13 protein-coding genes are annotated in these 14,656 nt (G+C 63.2%); 7 read left to right on the top strand and 6 right to left on the bottom strand.

Annotated features, from left to right (window positions below):
• Nucleotides 1-210 precede the first annotated feature (210 nt).
• The 6 genes from lptF to rsmA all read left to right on the top strand — a co-directional run bounded on the left by lptF (nt 211) and on the right by rsmA (nt 8,742).
• Nucleotides 211-1,365, top strand: a complete 1,155-nt coding sequence (gene lptF / locus LH365_RS07020) for an LPS export ABC transporter permease LptF (RefSeq protein WP_226742965.1) — start codon at nt 211-213, stop codon at nt 1,363-1,365.
• Nucleotides 1,362-2,501, top strand: a complete 1,140-nt coding sequence (locus LH365_RS07015) for an LptF/LptG family permease (RefSeq protein WP_226742964.1) — start codon at nt 1,362-1,364, stop codon at nt 2,499-2,501. The genes lptF and LH365_RS07015 overlap by 4 nt, the downstream gene beginning before the upstream one ends.
• A 73-nt stretch (nt 2,502-2,574) precedes the next feature.
• Nucleotides 2,575-5,523 (top strand): LPS-assembly protein LptD, encoded by a 2,949-nt coding sequence (locus tag LH365_RS07010; RefSeq protein ID WP_226742963.1) that lies wholly within the window; start codon nt 2,575-2,577, stop codon nt 5,521-5,523.
• A gap of 72 nt (nt 5,524-5,595) precedes the next feature.
• Nucleotides 5,596-6,894 (top strand): peptidylprolyl isomerase, encoded by a 1,299-nt coding sequence (locus tag LH365_RS07005; protein ID WP_226742962.1) that lies wholly within the window; start codon nt 5,596-5,598, stop codon nt 6,892-6,894.
• A 6-nt stretch (nt 6,895-6,900) separates the two neighbouring features.
• Nucleotides 6,901-7,908 carry a 4-hydroxythreonine-4-phosphate dehydrogenase PdxA gene (pdxA, locus tag LH365_RS07000; protein ID WP_226742961.1) on the top strand — a complete coding sequence of 336 codons (1,008 nt, stop codon included), beginning with the start codon at nt 6,901-6,903 and terminating at the stop codon, nt 7,906-7,908.
• Nucleotides 7,909-8,742, top strand: a complete 834-nt coding sequence (gene rsmA, locus LH365_RS06995; RefSeq protein WP_226742960.1) for a 16S rRNA (adenine(1518)-N(6)/adenine(1519)-N(6))-dimethyltransferase RsmA — start codon at nt 7,909-7,911, stop codon at nt 8,740-8,742. It abuts the gene before it with no gap.
• A gap of 97 nt (nt 8,743-8,839) precedes the next feature.
• Here the strand turns inward: rsmA and LH365_RS06990 are convergent, their stop codons facing one another.
• The 5 genes from LH365_RS06990 to LH365_RS06970 all read right to left on the bottom strand — a co-directional run bounded on the left by LH365_RS06990 (nt 8,840) and on the right by LH365_RS06970 (nt 12,634).
• Nucleotides 8,840-9,595, bottom strand: coding sequence for a hypothetical protein (locus LH365_RS06990; RefSeq protein ID WP_226742959.1), 756 nt, complete (start codon nt 9,593-9,595; stop codon nt 8,840-8,842).
• A gap of 41 nt (nt 9,596-9,636) precedes the next feature.
• Entirely contained in the window at nt 9,637-10,440 is an 804-nt protein-coding gene (locus tag LH365_RS06985; RefSeq protein ID WP_226742958.1) for a class II aldolase/adducin family protein, read from the bottom strand.
• A 243-nt stretch (nt 10,441-10,683) separates the two neighbouring features.
• Nucleotides 10,684-11,166 carry an NfeD family protein gene (locus tag LH365_RS06980; protein ID WP_226742957.1) on the bottom strand — a complete coding sequence of 161 codons (483 nt, stop codon included), beginning with the start codon at nt 11,164-11,166 and terminating at the stop codon, nt 10,684-10,686.
• A gap of 22 nt (nt 11,167-11,188) precedes the next feature.
• On the bottom strand, nt 11,189-12,127 hold the full coding sequence (locus tag LH365_RS06975; RefSeq protein WP_226742956.1) for an SPFH domain-containing protein: 939 nt from the start codon (nt 12,125-12,127) through the stop codon (nt 11,189-11,191).
• A 69-nt stretch (nt 12,128-12,196) separates the two neighbouring features.
• Nucleotides 12,197-12,634, bottom strand: a complete 438-nt coding sequence (locus LH365_RS06970) for an NUDIX hydrolase (RefSeq protein ID WP_226742955.1) — start codon at nt 12,632-12,634, stop codon at nt 12,197-12,199.
• A 62-nt stretch (nt 12,635-12,696) separates the two neighbouring features.
• On the opposite strand from LH365_RS06970, the gene LH365_RS06965 reads away from it, so the two are divergent.
• A complete protein-coding gene (locus tag LH365_RS06965) occupies nt 12,697-14,121 on the top strand; it encodes an FAD-binding oxidoreductase (RefSeq protein WP_226742954.1) in 1,425 nt (474 codons plus the stop codon).
• Between the two features lie 157 nt (nt 14,122-14,278).
• On the opposite strand, the gene LH365_RS06960 is transcribed toward LH365_RS06965, so the two are convergent.
• Nucleotides 14,279-14,653 carry a hypothetical protein gene (locus LH365_RS06960; protein ID WP_226742953.1) on the bottom strand — a complete coding sequence of 125 codons (375 nt, stop codon included), beginning with the start codon at nt 14,651-14,653 and terminating at the stop codon, nt 14,279-14,281.
• Nucleotides 14,654-14,656: the final 3 nt, after the last annotated feature.

The raw sequence follows: 14,656 nt of genomic DNA, 5'->3' as shown, positions 1-14,656 counted from the left end.
CGTTTAAGCACCTTTTACCGGGGCGTGGCAAGACGGTCACAGTCTTGGCAAGCGAAACAAACAACCGATTTTTCGCCTGCGCCGGGGCGGATGGCTTGCTATTGCCTGCGGATGCGGTCAAAACAGGCCGTGGAACGGCAGGCCTGTCATGATTTGGACAAAGCGGCCGCCTAAGCCGACACCCTATTTCGCCCCATTTCAGGCCGTCCATTGCGTACGATTGAATGCTACATTTCGCGCCAGATGCGCACGCCTATTCTCGGCGCGATCGCTGCGCTGACGGCCATTGCGATATTGTCGCAGTCCCTGACGCAGTTCGACGTCATCGTCGAGCGCGGCCAGAGCCTGAGCACCTTCCTCAAGATCACCTTCTTGGCCCTGCCGCAACTGTCCGGCCTGATCTTTCCGGTGGCCATCTTCGTGGGCACGCTGGTGGCGCTCAACCGCCTGCACAACGACCATGAGATCGTGGCGGGCTACGCCAACGGCATGTCGCTGTGGCGCATCGCCTCGCCCGTGGTGCGCTTCGGCGTCTATATCACCCTGACCGGCCTGCTGATGACCCTGTTCGTTCAGCCCGCCGCGTCGCGCGCCATGCGTGAGGAACTGTTCAAGATCAAGACCGACGTCATCGCCGCCGCCGTGCGCGAAGGCGACTTTTCGACCACACGGTCGGGCATGACCATCTACGTGCAGCGCATCGATCAGAGCGGCCTGCTGCGTCAGATATTCATCCGCACGCCGGGTCCCAACGGGCAGGACCGCACCTATTCGGCGCGCGAAGGCCGCGTCATCACCCCTGCCAAGGGCGGTCAGGTGCTGATCCTGCGCGACGGCTCGACGCAGCAGCTTTCGCCCGAAGGCGTGCTCAACCACCTGACTTTTCAGGAATATTCCTTCGACATTTCGCAGTACGTGATTTCCGAAGACTATCTGCACTATAAGGATTCCGACCGCTTCATCCACGAACTGTTCTTCCCCAACCGGGCTATGGAGTGGGAAAACGGCAACTGGAAAAAGCTGATGGCCGAAGGTCATGCGCGCATATCGGGGCCGCTGTACAATCTGGGGTTCTGCCTGCTGGCTGTCGTGGGCGTGCTGGGCGGCAGCTTCAGCCGTCAGGGCTACACCAAACGCATCGCGGTCGTCTCCTTCATCGCGGCCGGCATCCGCATCTTCGGCTTCGCGGTCGAGGCGGGATGCGCCGACACGCCGGTGGCTAATATCCTGCAATATGCGGTGCCTTTGGGCCTGATCTGGGGCTGCCTCGCCGTTATCGGCAAGAATGACCGCACCTGCATCCGCGGCAAGGGCAAGGGCGTGCACGGCCTGACCGAGCTTGCGCCGCTGGGAGGCCGGACATGAACCCCATCCAGTCCGTCGTGAGCCTTCTGGGCTATGTCAATCCGTGGCGGCAGGAGCGCCTGACCACCTACATTATCACGCGCTGCCTGATGGCGATCCTGACGGCGCTGATCATCGTTTCCAGCATCATCTTCCTGATCGACTATGTCGAGGTGTCGAAATCGCTGGGCCAGCGCGGCGAATTGTCGAGCCTGCAGATCGTCGGCCTGCTGCTGCTGAAATCGCCCAACATCATTCTGGTGCTGCTGCCCTTCGCCTTCCTGTTCGGCACGCTATCGGCCTTTGTCGGGCTGAACCGGCGTTCGGAACTGATCGCCATGCGCGCCGCCGGCATGTCGGCCTGGCGCTTTGTCCTGCCGGCCACCGGCATGGCGGCGATTCTGGGCGCGCTGACCATCACCGTTATCAACCCGCTCGCCACTATGCTGGCCGACGAATACGACCGCTTCGCCGCCCGCGTCACGCAGTCCGACACCCGCGTCAAGACCGACGAGGTCTATCTGCGTCAGGGCGACGGCAAGCAGCAGACCGTCATCCACGCCCTGCGTCAGGAGGCCGACGGCCGTCTGATCGAGGCCAGTTTCTGGACCTTCGTGCTTGACGACAAGGAAATCCCGCGCTTCCTGACCCGCATCGACGCCACCGAGGCCACGCTGCGCCCCGGCACGTGGCAGCTCAAGAGCGCGCGCGTCAGCAAGCCGGGCGAAACCACCCTCTATTACAATACGCTGTCGATCGATTCGAACCTGAGCCCGGAGCGCGCCTTCACCCGCTTCGCCGCGCCGCAGTCGACCAATTTCTGGCAACTGCCCGGCACGATCGCGCAAATCGAAGGGTCGGGCTTTTCCGCCGCCTCCTATATCCTGCGCCTGCATCAGTTGCTGGCCACGCCGCTGATGTTCGCCGCCATGACGGCGCTGGGGGCCGCCTTCTCGCTGCGCCTGATGCGCATAGGCGGGCTGGCGCGCCTGACCCTGTCGGGCGTCGTGCTGGGCTTCATGGTCTTCTTCCTCAATCAGCTCTGCGGTTCGCTGGGCAAGGCCGAGGTCATCCCGGTGTTTCTGGCCGGCTGGGCCACCCCCGCCGTCGCCTTTTTGACGGCGATGACATTGCTCGTTTATACCGAAGACGGCTAGGCAGACGTCTCACGGCGCTTTATTAGCGACAGTTCAGTCCGTTCCGCGTTCCCCATCCATCAGGTTCACCGATATGAGAAAAGCGTCGCTCAAGCTGAGCGTAGGAGTCCTGACCCTCGTGGCGGCCGGCGTCGTCAGCGGGCAGGCCGCGGCGCGTCCGGACGCCGAGGTCGAAGGGGAACTGCGACAGAAGGGCATCCGCTTTTTCAGCGCCGACGAGGGCTCTGAAACCGCCCCGCCGTCGGTTGAAACCGTGGCGTCTCCCGCGCCCGTAATCGCAGCCCCGGCCTCCGCGCCCGTCGCCCTGCCGGCGCCCGCACCCGCGGAGACCGCGCCTCAGTCAGCGAACGAAGCCGTGCCGACCCGCACGCGCCGCGTCGTGGAGGACCGTCAGGTCGAATCGGTCGAGGACATCGCCCCGGTGGCCGCCGCTCAGGCGCGCACTGAAACGCCGACGCCGGCCCCCCGGCCCGTCGTCATCACCCCGCGCCTCACCCCAAAACTGACTGACGAACAGTGGCTCAAGGCCGAACGCGACCGCCTCAACGGCAAGGAAGACCCGGCAGAGACCGCTCAGGCGGAAGAGACGCCCCTGCCCGACGACGGACTGGGCGAAGACGGCGCCTTCATCACCGCCGACGAAGTGACCTCCCCCGAAGAAAACGTCATGCTGGCGCGCGGCAAGGTCGAGATGCGCTGGGAAGGCCGCCTGATCCGCGCCGACGAGGTGCGTTACGATCAGGCGACCGGCAAGACGGTCGCCAGCGGCAATGTTCAGACCATCAATCCCGACGGCTCGATCCAGTATGCCGACCGGCTGGAGGTCGATAACGAACATTCCGCCGGCACCGGCGACCGTATCGCCTATATCGACACCGAAAATTCCAAACTGTTCGCCAACAAGGTCGAACGCGTGGATGATCAAACCAACCGCCTGTCCGAAGTCATCTTCACGCCGTGCGAACTGTGCGTGAAGGACAATGTGACTCAGGAACCGACCTGGCACATTCAGGCCGGATCGATCACGCAGGACAAGAGGCGCCGCGTGGTCATCTACCGCAATGCCGTGTTCAAGGCCAAGGGCGTGCCGGTCTTCTACCTGCCGGTCCTGTGGCACGCCGACGTCACCGCCAAGCGCAGTTCCGGCTTCCTGATCCCGAAGCCCGGCTATTCGCAACGCCGCGGCGCGACGCTGGAACTGCCGTATCTGTGGGCGGTTTCGCCCTATACCGACATCATCATCAGCCCGGAATTTTCGACCAATCTCAACCCGCTGCTGAACCTTGAGGTCAACCGCAAATTCTATTCGGGCGACCTGCATACGCGCATCGGCGTCACCAACGAGCGCTTCTTCGACAACAAGGGCGAGAAGTGGGGCGAGAGCGACACGCGCGGCTACATGCTGCTCGACGGCAAGTTCGACATCAACGAAGACTGGCGCTGGAACTTCACGGCGCAACGGGTGTGGGACAAGACCAGTGACGGCCTGCTGTCGTGGCGCGATGACGGCAACGGCACGCCAGTCTCGACGCCCATCGCGGCGGGTCAGCCGATTTCGAACCTCTACGAACGCTATAAGATCGACGACGGCTTCCCCTTCACCGGCGACTATTCGAGCAATTCCCGCCGCCTGATCAGCCAGATCAACCTGATCCGCCAGACCGACACGGCCTTCTTCAGCGCCTCTCTGTTCACCTTCCAGAGCCTGGCCATCGCGTCGCAGCACCAGTTGAGTTCCAATCTCAACAACAGCCCGCTACTCTACCTGGCCCAGCGCGACCGGGAGCAACCGGCCGTCGCGCCGATGATCGACGCCTACTGGTCGCCGGATCAGGACATTCTGGGCGGACGCCTGACCCTGTCGGCCAATGCCGTGTCGGTGATCCGCAAAACAGCGCCTTCGACCGACATATTCCTCGCTCCGGACATTGCCAATTCGAATAATCGCGGCTCCGTCGACACGGCGCGCGCCAATATCGGTCTGTCTTGGCGTCGCGATATGATCACGCCCGGCGGAGTAAAGGTCGCCCCCTTCTTCGATGCACGGCAGGACGAATACTACCTGCGCGACTACTATGCGCCGGGCTACGTCCTGCAACCGGGTGAAAAAGAAACCCGCCGCGTCTCGCGCAGCCTCGGCACCGTCGGCCTCGACGTCTCCTACCCCCTGCTGCGCAAGTTCCAGAACCTGACCGTGGTGGTCGAGCCGATCGCGCAACTGGCCCTGTCGCCCGATTCGCAGGTCGATTCCGTCCTCACCAACGAGGACTCCAATGCCTTCGAATTTGACGACACGACCCTGTTCAAGTCCAACCGCTCGCCGGGCTTCGACCTGTACGAGGGCGGTAAGCGTCTGAATATCGGCGTCAAGACACAGCTCAATTTCGATTCAGGCCTGAAGGTCTCGACCCTGGTGGGCCGCGCCTTCCGTCAGGACCCCGAAGAGAACTTCTACCGGTCCTATACGGTCAACGGCACAACCTATCGCTACGACGCCTCAAGCCTCGCCGGCACCAAATCCGACTGGGTGGTGCAGGCTGAAGCGGATACGGGCAAGGGTCTGCGCCTCTATACGCGCCAGCGCATCGCCGATGATGGCAATATCCGCCGCAGCGAAACGGGCGCCAGCTATTTCAGCGCCTCGACGCAACTGACCCTGCGCCATCAGTACGACAAGACCTCCGTGCGCGACCCGCGCAACAATTATAATTTCACCGTGGTCAATGGCGAACTGGTGCCGGCGGTAGGCTATCACGACCTGCAACTGTTCGGGCGTCACTTTTTCACCCCCAGTTGGGGCGTGTCGGGTCAGATCAGCCGCGATATGCTGCGCGACCGCTGGCTGCGTTCGGAAGCCTCGATCATCTATCAGGACGATTGCGCGCGCCTTGAACTGGTCTATCAGCGCGACGAAACCGCCCTGTTGCAGACGGTTCCGGGCAAGGCCAGCGAGTCTATTTCGATCCGGATAAGTCTTGCCACATTGGCGCCATCTGACGATGATTTTGTCAATGTACGCTAGACACCGTATGGTTTATAGATGCCTGATCCGGCCGCAGCGCCATCCTTGTTGAAAAAGATCCAAACGAACGACATGACCTCCGTTGCCTTCCGCCGTTCCGCGCTGCTGCTCTGCACCTGCCTGTCCTTTTCCGGCCTGACGCTTGGCACCAGCCTGCCTGCCGCCGCGCAGCAAGCTGCCGCGCCCCAACAAGCTTCTCAGCAAGCGCGCCCTTTGGGCGAAGGCGTGGTGGCGCTGGTCAATGACAAGCTGATCTCGTCCTACGACCTCAAGCAGCGCATGCTGCTGCTGATCATCACATCGGGCGTTCAGGTCACCCAGCAGAACTATGCCGCCTTTCAGCAGCAGGCCCTGCGCGCCCTGATCGACGAGCACCTGCAACTGGGCGAAGCCGACCGTTTCGAACTCAAGATTTCCGATGAGGAAATCAACGAGGAAATCGGCAATATGGCGCAACAGTCGGGCCTCAGCACCGAGCAGCTTCTCGCCGAACTGAAGCGCGCCGGTATCGAGGCGCAGACCCTGCGCGATCAGATCAAGGCCGAAATCGCCTGGGGCAATCTGGTCAACGGCCGCTTCCGCCCGAAGGCCCGCGTGGGCAAGGATCAGGTCGACGCCTATATGGCCAAGCTGACCGAAGACAGCCAGAAGCCGCAGTATCTGGTGGCGGAAATCCTGATCGATCCGGAAACCGCGGGCGGTCAGAAGGAAGCCGAGGCCGGCGCCCAGCAATTGTTCGACCAGATCGTACAGGGCGTGGCCCCGTTCCAGTCGGTCGCGCGTCAGTTTTCCAACGCCCCGTCCGCGGCCAATGGCGGCGACGCCGGATGGCTGGTCTCCGGCACCATCGACCCCAAGATCGAAACCGTGCTGCAAGGCATGAATGCCGGTCAGATGACCCGCCCCATCGTCACCGACGAAGGCGTCTACATCTACTATCTGCGTGAAAAGAAGGACGGCAAGGCCGACGCCAAACTGCGCCTCAAGCAGGCCTCCGTGCCGCTGACCGGCGGCGATTCGGCCCTGCGCGCCTTGGCCAGCTTCCGCGCCAAATATCCGACCTGCGCCGCCCTGTCGGGCGAAAAAGGCAGCGGTCAGGTCAGCGTCGCCGATCTCGGTTTCACCACGCTCAGCGACCTGAAACCCGAATACGCCACGGCGCTGCAGGCGCTTAAGGTCGGAGACAGCACCGCGCCGATGCAGAACACCATGAACGTCAATGTCGTCTATCTGTGCGACAAGACCGCCGCCGGTGACGACGCGCCGTCGCGCGACATGATCGAGCAGCGCCTGACGCAGCAGAAGGTGTCCATGCTGGGCCGCCGCTACCTGCGCGACATCCGCGACGGCGCCACCATCGAAACCCGGTAAGGGGCGTTGTCGCCTCTCGTCCTGTCTTTAGGCGATCCCTGCGGCACGGGTCCGGAACTGGCGCATAAGGCCTGGGCGGCGTTGAGGGCACATCCGCCCTCCGCCTTTGCCGTGCTGGGCGATGCCGCCCTGCTGGAAAGCCTCGGACCGATCCGCCGCATCGGCAGCCCCGCCGAAGCCGCTGCGGCCTTCGCCGACGCCCTGCCCGTTCTCGACCGCCCTTTGACCGCACCGGCCATCCCCGGTCAGCCCGACCCGGTCCACGCCCCGCACATCATCGGCTGGATCCGCGAAGGCGTGGACTTCTGCCTGACGGGCGCGGCGCGCGGCCTCGTCACCGCCCCCATCGCCAAGTCGGTGCTGTACGCCACCGGATTCGGCTTTCCGGGCCATACCGAATATCTCGGCGACCTGACCGCCGCCACGCCCTATACGGGCACGCGCGGCCCGGTGATGATGCTGACCGCCCCGGACGCGGCCAATGACAGCGCTCTGCGCGTCGTGCTGGCCACCATCCACATCCCGCTGTCAGAGGTGAAAACCCGCCTGTCCGCCGGGGTCATCCGCACGCTCGCCCACGTCACCCACGAAGCCCTGATCCGCGATTTCGGCGTAGAGAAACCCCGTCTGGTGCTGGCCGGGCTCAACCCCCATGCCGGCGAAGACGGCACCATCGGGCGGGAAGAGGTCGAACTTCTGACGCCGCTGGTCAAGGCGCTGCGCAGCGAAGGACTGGACATCGCCGGCCCTTTGCCCGCCGACACCCTGTTCCACGAAGAGGCGCGCCGCACCTACGACGCGGCCCTTTGCCTCTATCACGATCAGGGGCTGATCCCGCTCAAGACGCTGGACTTCTGGGGCGGCGTCAATATAACGCTCGGCCTGCCCATCGTGCGCACCTCCCCCGATCACGGCACCGGTTTCGGCATCGCCGGCAAGGGCATCGCCCGCCCCGACAGCCTGATCAACGCCATTCGGGCCGCGTACGACATCAGTGAACAGCGCCGGAAATAGATGCCCGAACTGCCCCCCCTCCGCGAAAGCCTCGAAGCCCACGGCCTGATGGCCAAAAAGAGCTTCGGTCAGCACTTCCTGCTCGACCTCAATGTCACGCGCAAGATCGTGCGGCTGGGGCAGGAAGCCAATCCCTTCGACGGTCAGGTGGTGATCGAGGTCGGCCCCGGCCCCGGCGGCCTGACGCGCGCGGCGCTGGAAAGCGACGCCGCCTTTGTGCTCGCCATCGAAAAAGATTCCAGATTTATTGAATTATTGAGCGAGCTCGACGCCGCCTATCCCGATCGTTTCGGCGTGGTCGAGGCCGATGCGCTCAAGGTCGATGAGCCGGCCCTGCTGGCCGAACGCGGCCTGCCCCCCGAAGCGCATCTGGTGTCCAACCTGCCCTATAATGTCGGCACGCCGCTGCTGATCAAATGGCTGACCGGCCCGTGGCAGCCCAAATCCCTCACCCTGATGTTCCAACTCGAAGTCGCCCTGCGCGTCGTCGCCCCCGTCGGCGATGACGACTACGGGCGTCTGGGGGTTATCTCCCAGGTCCTGTGCGACTGTGAGAAGCTCATGGACCTGCCGGCGCGCGCCTTCACCCCGCCGCCCAAGGTCGATAGCGCCGTGGTGCGCCTGATCCCCAGGGCCGAACGTCCGACGCCGAAAATTATCAGAAATCTGGAAATGATCACTGCGGCCGCCTTCGGTCAGCGCCGCAAGATGCTGCGGGCGTCGTTAAAGGGGCTGGGTGGGGAGACGTTATTGGCTAAGGTCGGGATCGATCCGACGTTACGCGCCGAGAATATCAGCCCGGCGGACTTCTTGAGGTTGGCAGAAGCCCTTTAAGATTTTTGGGGCCAGTTGGCCCCAAACCCCATAACTGTCCTCAGTAACGCTGGCCATGCCTTTTGCTCCCGGTTACGGGTGAAGGGCCTGCGGCCCTTCAGAAGCGTTTCCACAGCCCCAGCGTGACCGCATTCGACTGCGGGACATTCTCGCCGCTGACCGTCTGGCGCACGCCGAACTGCACACCCAGCGTCTGCTTGTGGTCGAAGAAGCGCACCGCCCCGACCTCGACATGGGTCCATTTGGCTTCGAAATTATTCAGCCGGTCGGTCGTGCCGGCAAAGACCTGCGCCAGCACGATCCATTTAGGCGACGGCCGCGCCCCCAGCGTAAGGTCGAAGCGCCATTGATCGGCATTATCACCGCTGCGCACGCGGCGCGCCACCTGAGCGTCCACAAACACCGGCAGCTTGGCCACTTCGGTGCTGTGACCGGCATAGACCCGCACCTCGATATCCGGGTCTTCGTCGCCCGGCGCGGAGAATTCGTCGCGCCGCCCTTGGCCGAAACCTTCGACCGAAACGCTGGCACTGACGGCGGTATCCTCGGAGCGATAGAGCGGCGTTTTCAGCCCGATTTCAACGGAACCAACGCCTGAGAAATCCTCTTGAGGCGTTTGAATATCCTGAATATTCGCCTTGGCGAAAACGCTCAGCATCTCGTTCAGGCCGTGTTCGGTGAAGATGGTAATGCGCTTCTCTTCCCAGTTGGGCAGATCGACCGCCTTGTTGCCGGAATCATCGAAGGCCTTGTTGGCGGTGACGACCTCGGCCTTGACGATCACCTCGGTCGCCCTGGCGTCAGGGCCCCAGGCAGACGCCCACGCTGTGGCAGGCGCGCACGCCACCATCATCGTTACGATCCACCGCCCCCACATCACCAAGCTCAGTTCCTCTAGGCATCCCAACCGGGATAATTACGTTCCAGCCGCCGCATCAGCCCCGGCCACAAAAGCCCCGAGACAAAACCCACACCCGCGCCCAGCGGCGCAACCTTGTCCTGAGCGTCCTGAGACGCCTCCAGCACGCCGTCGCGTCCGGCGGACAGGGCGGCAATCTGCTGACGGCAGGCCTGTTCCAGGAAGTAGATCAGGGTGAAGGCTTCGGCGGCGGAAGCACCATAGGCCAGCGCACCGTGGTTACGCAACAGCATGATCTTCTTTTGCCCCAGATCGGCGACGATGCGCTGCCGCTCATCAGGGTCCAGAGCGACCCCTTCATAGCCGTGATAGGTTATATGCGGCCCCAGAAGCAGGGCATTCTGCGTCAGGGGCAGCAGGCCTTCCTTCTGCGCCGATACGCCGGTCATGGCGTCCGTATGCAGATGGATGACCACATGGGCGTCAGGGCAGGCCGCGTGCAGGGCGCTGTGGATGGTGAAGCCCGCCGGGTTTACGAAGCCCTCGCTGCGCCCGACCATATTGCCGTCGAGATCGACCTTGATCAGCGCCGAAGCCGTCATCTCCTCGAAAAACATGCCGTAGGGGTTGATCAGGAAATGGTCGACCTGTGACGCCACAGGGCCGTCCGGGCCGGTCACCCGCGAGTCCTTGGCCGGTACGCGCGCCGAAATATGGGTGAAGATGGTGTCGTCCCAGCCGAACAGCGCCACAAGGCGATAGAGCGCGGCCAGGTCCTTGCGAATGGCCCATTCGGCCGGGCTGATCAGCGGGTCAGCCGGAGCGGTGTCGGCGGGCATGAAGCAATCTCCCTGTCTGTTTAAGCGCAATCCGATAAGGTGGGCACCACTTTTCGGGAAAAATTGCGCAACCACTCAAGAATTACGATGACAGGGAATTGACGTACGGTAAGTCAACCGGATTGCGCGGATGAGGGCCATGAAGCCGCGGAAACCGTGTCAATATTTCCGGAAACCGGTAAAATAAAAGTGACGCCCGCATCGCAGGCGTCACTTGCAAGAAATCAAACTTAGTATTACAGATCAAACTCTTGCCACGATCAACTTACCTTCCGCAACAGCAAGAATACGTACCTTTTCGGCAATGCCGATAGGCGCATCGCCGCGTTCGCTGCGCGCCGGCCATTCGACGCCGTCGAGGATGACCCGGCCCCGGCTTTGCTGACCTTCGGGATCGTCGAAAGCCTCGATGACGGTGGCTTCCTGACCGATCAGACGCCCTTGCGGGTCGTTGATGTCCGCCCCCTCCACCAGCGGCGGCTTGAGGAAGCGCCGCGACAGCAACGTCATGGCCAGGGTCAGCACGCAGAAGACGACGATCTGCACCAGCAGATTGGCCGGCGCACCGGTCAGGGTGATGACCGACACGATGCCGGCCGCGGCGGCGGGCCACAGCAACCACTGCGTCCCCACCACCATCTCCAGCGCCAGCAGCGCGCCGCCGATGCTCAGCCAGACCCAGAACAGTTGCGGCCCCTGCGGTTGCGCCAACAGAAACTCGACCATCTTTGCCTCCCCTTATTTTGCCCTATTTGGTGCGGGTCGCCGTCGCGCCCGCGTCTTTATCAGTCACGGTCTTCAACAGTTCGGCCACCCCGGCCACCGAGCCCGACAGCGACGCCAGATCGGCGGGCAGGATCAAGGTCTTGGTGTTGTTCGATGAGGCGAACTTACCGAAGGCCTCGACATATTTCTGGGCCACGAAGTAGTTGATGGCCTTGGTGTCGCCGGAGGCGATAGCGTCCGACACCATCTGCGTCGCCCTGGCTTCGGCCTCGGCGGCGCGTTCGCGGGCTTCGGCGTCGCGGAAGGCGGCTTCCTTACGGCCTTCGGCTTCCAGAACGGCGGCCTGCTTGGCCCCTTCGGCGCGGGCGATGGCCGCCTGACGATCGCCGTCGGCCTCAATGATCAGGGCGCGGCGTTCGCGTTCGGCCTTCATCTGACGCGCCATGGCGTCGGTAATGTCGTGCGGCGGACGCAGGTCCTTGATCTCGATACGCGTCACCTTGATCCCCCAGGGCGAGGTGGCGTGGTCGATGACGGTCAGCAGCCGCGTATTGATGGCGTCGCGCTGCGACAATACCTCGTCCAGTTCCATCGAGCCGACCACGGTGCGCAGGTTGGTCATGGACAACTGCGTGATGGCGTTGTTCAGATTGTCGACGCGATAGGCGGCGGCGGCGGCATCGATCACCTGAATGAAGACGATGCCGTCGACCTTGACGATGGCGTTGTCCTTGGTGATCACGTCCTGCTGGGGCACGTCGAAGACCTGCTCCATCATATTGACCTTCTTCCCCACGGTCTCGATAAACGGGGTCAGGAAGGAGATTCCGGGCTTGAGCGTGCGGGTGAAGCGCCCGAAGCGCTCGACAGTAAATTCGCGGCCCTGCGGCACGATCTTGATGACCGAGAAGAGGACGAAAAAGGTCACGACGATCAGGACGCCGGCAAAGATACTGAACATGGATACTCCCCTCCGTGGATATGTGCACAGTGTAACGCAACCGGTGGGAATTGCCATGAAAACCGGAGGTTAAGTCACCGATTTTCGCAAACCACGCGATCGCGTCACCACATCCTTCAGATCGTCCTCTATCAGCAAGGTCAGCGCTTCATCGTATAAAACGAAGCGCGCCTCATCGGCATCGTCCGCCGCCACAGGCTCCCCTGACAGCCATTCCGCCACATAGTCGATCAGCACCAGATGGAAGCCGTCAGGATGGGCGTCCGTCCCCGGTTCGATAATCTCATAGACCTCGATCAGCGGCCCCAGTCGCGCCGTGACGCCCGTCTCTTCGCGCAGTTCCCGCAGGGCCGTCTCCTTGAGGGCTTCGAAGCGCTCGACCTTGCCGCCGGGTATCGACCAATGCCCCTTGCGCGGTTCGCGTCCGCGTCGGATTAGCAGAACTTCATCATCGCGCCAGCAAACAACGCCCACCGCCGGGACCGGACGCTCGATTTTGGCTTGCACTTGACGATTCTCCGTTTAAACCCCGCTCCATATATCGCACGCCTGTTTCCGGGGATACGCACATGACCGATTTCGCCCAATGCCCGCCCGTCGCGCCCGAAGTGATCGCGCAGATCAAGGCTGTGGTCGGCGACACTGGCTGGTCCGACGACGACCTGCGCGTGACGGCCAAGCTGACCGAGTGGCGCGGCAAGTGGAAGGGCAACACCCCGCTGCTGGTCCTGCCGAAAACCACCGAAGAGCTGTCGCAGGTCGTGAAAATCTGTTTCGATAACGGCGTCGCCATCACGCCGCAGGGCGGCAATACCGGTCTGGTCGGCGGTCAGATCCCGTTCGGTGAAATCCTCGTCTCGCTGGAGCGGATGCGCGCCATCCGCGACGTGGCCCCGACCGACGACACCATGGTGCTGGAGGCCGGCATCACGCTCCTCGAAGCGCAGGACATCGCCGAAAAGGCCAACCGCTTCTTCCCGCTGTCTTTGGCCGCCGAAGGCACGGCGACGGTCGGCGGCGTGATCAGCACAAACGCCGGCGGCACGGCGGTGCTGCGTTACGGCGTCACCCGCGACCTCGTTTCCGGCCTCGAAGTGGTTCTGCCCAATGGGGACATCTTTCATGGTCTGAAGCGTCTGCGCAAGGACAATACCGGCTACGACCTCAAGCAGATGTTCATCGGCGCCGAAGGCACGCTGGGCATCATCACCGCCGCCTCGCTCAAACTGTTCCCGGTGATGAATTCGCGCTGCGTGGCCATTGTCGGCTTCGAAACGGCGCAGAAGGCCATCGACCTCTTGGGCCGCGCCAAGCAGGAGACCGGCGGTCAGGTCGAGGCCTTCGAACTGATGGGCCGCTACGGCCTGTCGCTGGTGCTCAAGAACATCCCCGACACGCGCGAACCGCTGGAAGGCGAATATCCGTGGTACGCCCTGATCGAGGTCGCTTCGGGCGATCCGGACGGCGCGGAGGGTTCGATGGAGCGCCTGCTGACGGCGGCCTTCGAGGAAGAACTGATCGTCGACGCCGCCATCGCGCAGAACGAAACGCAGGCTGCGGCTTTCTGGCGTCTGCGTGAAGAACACTCCGCCGCCGAAAAGGTCGAGGGCGCGGCGTGGAAGCACGACGTTTCCGTGCCATTGTCGCAGATGGCCGACTATATCGAAAAGGGCGCGGCGGCGGTCGAAGCCTTCCTGCCCGGCGCGCGTCTGGTCACCTTCGGCCACGTCGGCGACGGCAATGTCCACTTCAACGTCATCGTGCCGGAGGGCATGGACGCGGCGACCTTCAACGACCTGCGCGACGCCGGGGCCAAGGTGGTCCACGATCTGGTCCACGCGTACGAGGGCTCGATCTCGGCCGAGCACGGTCTGGGCCGTATGAAGACGCAGGAAGCGCTGCAGTATAAGGACCCCGCAGCCGTGGCGGCCATGCGCGCCATCCGTCTGGCGCTCGACCCGAAGCGCATCATGAATCCGCACGTGCTGTTCTAAGTGCAAATACTCCCTCCTCCCCTGCACGGCGGGGGAGGTGTCAGCGCGAAGTCGCTGACGGAGGGGGCAAAAGGCGTCGGAATGCCCCCTCCGTCACCTCGTTACACTCGGCGACACCTCCCCCGTACGCTTCGCCACAGGGGAGGAGAATACGCCATCAAATTCGCCGTGCGCCGGCATTGCCGATAAAGGCGATAGCCGCCACGATCAGGCTCAGCCCCAGCAACAGCAACACGCCCAGTATCGACGGAGCGAGAATGTGCAGGTCGGTCACGCCCGTCGCATCGGAGGCCTGCTTGATCATCAGGCCGTCATAGAGGGCCGCCAGGAGGCCGAGCCCCGGCCCGACGACGCCGATAACGAACAACGCCGCCGAACGCGGACCGTCCGCGGCGCGACGTTTGACCGCCAGCACCGACACGACCATCGCCGCCGCTATCAGCAAGGCCAGACTTAGCTTGGTCGTCGGCACGGCGAACATCACCACGTCGAGAATCGACAATCCCTCGATACCTTCCAGAAACGCCTTCATCCC

It is taken from the genome of Asticcacaulis sp. AND118, from assembly GCF_020535245.1.
Classification (GTDB): Bacteria; Pseudomonadota; Alphaproteobacteria; order Caulobacterales; family Caulobacteraceae; genus Asticcacaulis.
Note: the sequence above shows the minus strand (reverse complement) of the source record. Positions and strands in the feature narration are given on the sequence as shown.

Excerpts from the sequence above, each read along its gene's own strand:
- LH365_RS07015 (WP_226742964.1), top strand. The coding sequence starts at position 1,362 with ATGAACCCCATCCAGTCCGTCGTGAGCCTTCTGGGCTATGTCAATCCG.
- LH365_RS07010 (WP_226742963.1), top strand. The coding sequence starts at position 2,575 with ATGAGAAAAGCGTCGCTCAAGCTGAGCGTAGGAGTCCTGACCCTCGTG.
- LH365_RS07005 (WP_226742962.1), top strand. The coding sequence starts at position 5,596 with ATGACCTCCGTTGCCTTCCGCCGTTCCGCGCTGCTGCTCTGCACCTGC.
- rsmA (WP_226742960.1), top strand. The coding sequence starts at position 7,909 with ATGCCCGAACTGCCCCCCCTCCGCGAAAGCCTCGAAGCCCACGGCCTG.
- LH365_RS06990 (WP_226742959.1), bottom strand. The coding sequence starts at position 9,595 with ATGATGGTGGCGTGCGCGCCTGCCACAGCGTGGGCGTCTGCCTGGGGC.
- LH365_RS06985 (WP_226742958.1), bottom strand. The coding sequence starts at position 10,440 with ATGCCCGCCGACACCGCTCCGGCTGACCCGCTGATCAGCCCGGCCGAA.
- LH365_RS06980 (WP_226742957.1), bottom strand. The coding sequence starts at position 11,166 with ATGGTCGAGTTTCTGTTGGCGCAACCGCAGGGGCCGCAACTGTTCTGG.
- LH365_RS06975 (WP_226742956.1), bottom strand. The coding sequence starts at position 12,127 with ATGTTCAGTATCTTTGCCGGCGTCCTGATCGTCGTGACCTTTTTCGTC.
- LH365_RS06965 (WP_226742954.1), top strand. The coding sequence starts at position 12,697 with ATGACCGATTTCGCCCAATGCCCGCCCGTCGCGCCCGAAGTGATCGCG.
- LH365_RS06960 (WP_226742953.1), bottom strand. The coding sequence starts at position 14,653 with ATGAAGGCGTTTCTGGAAGGTATCGAGGGATTGTCGATTCTCGACGTG.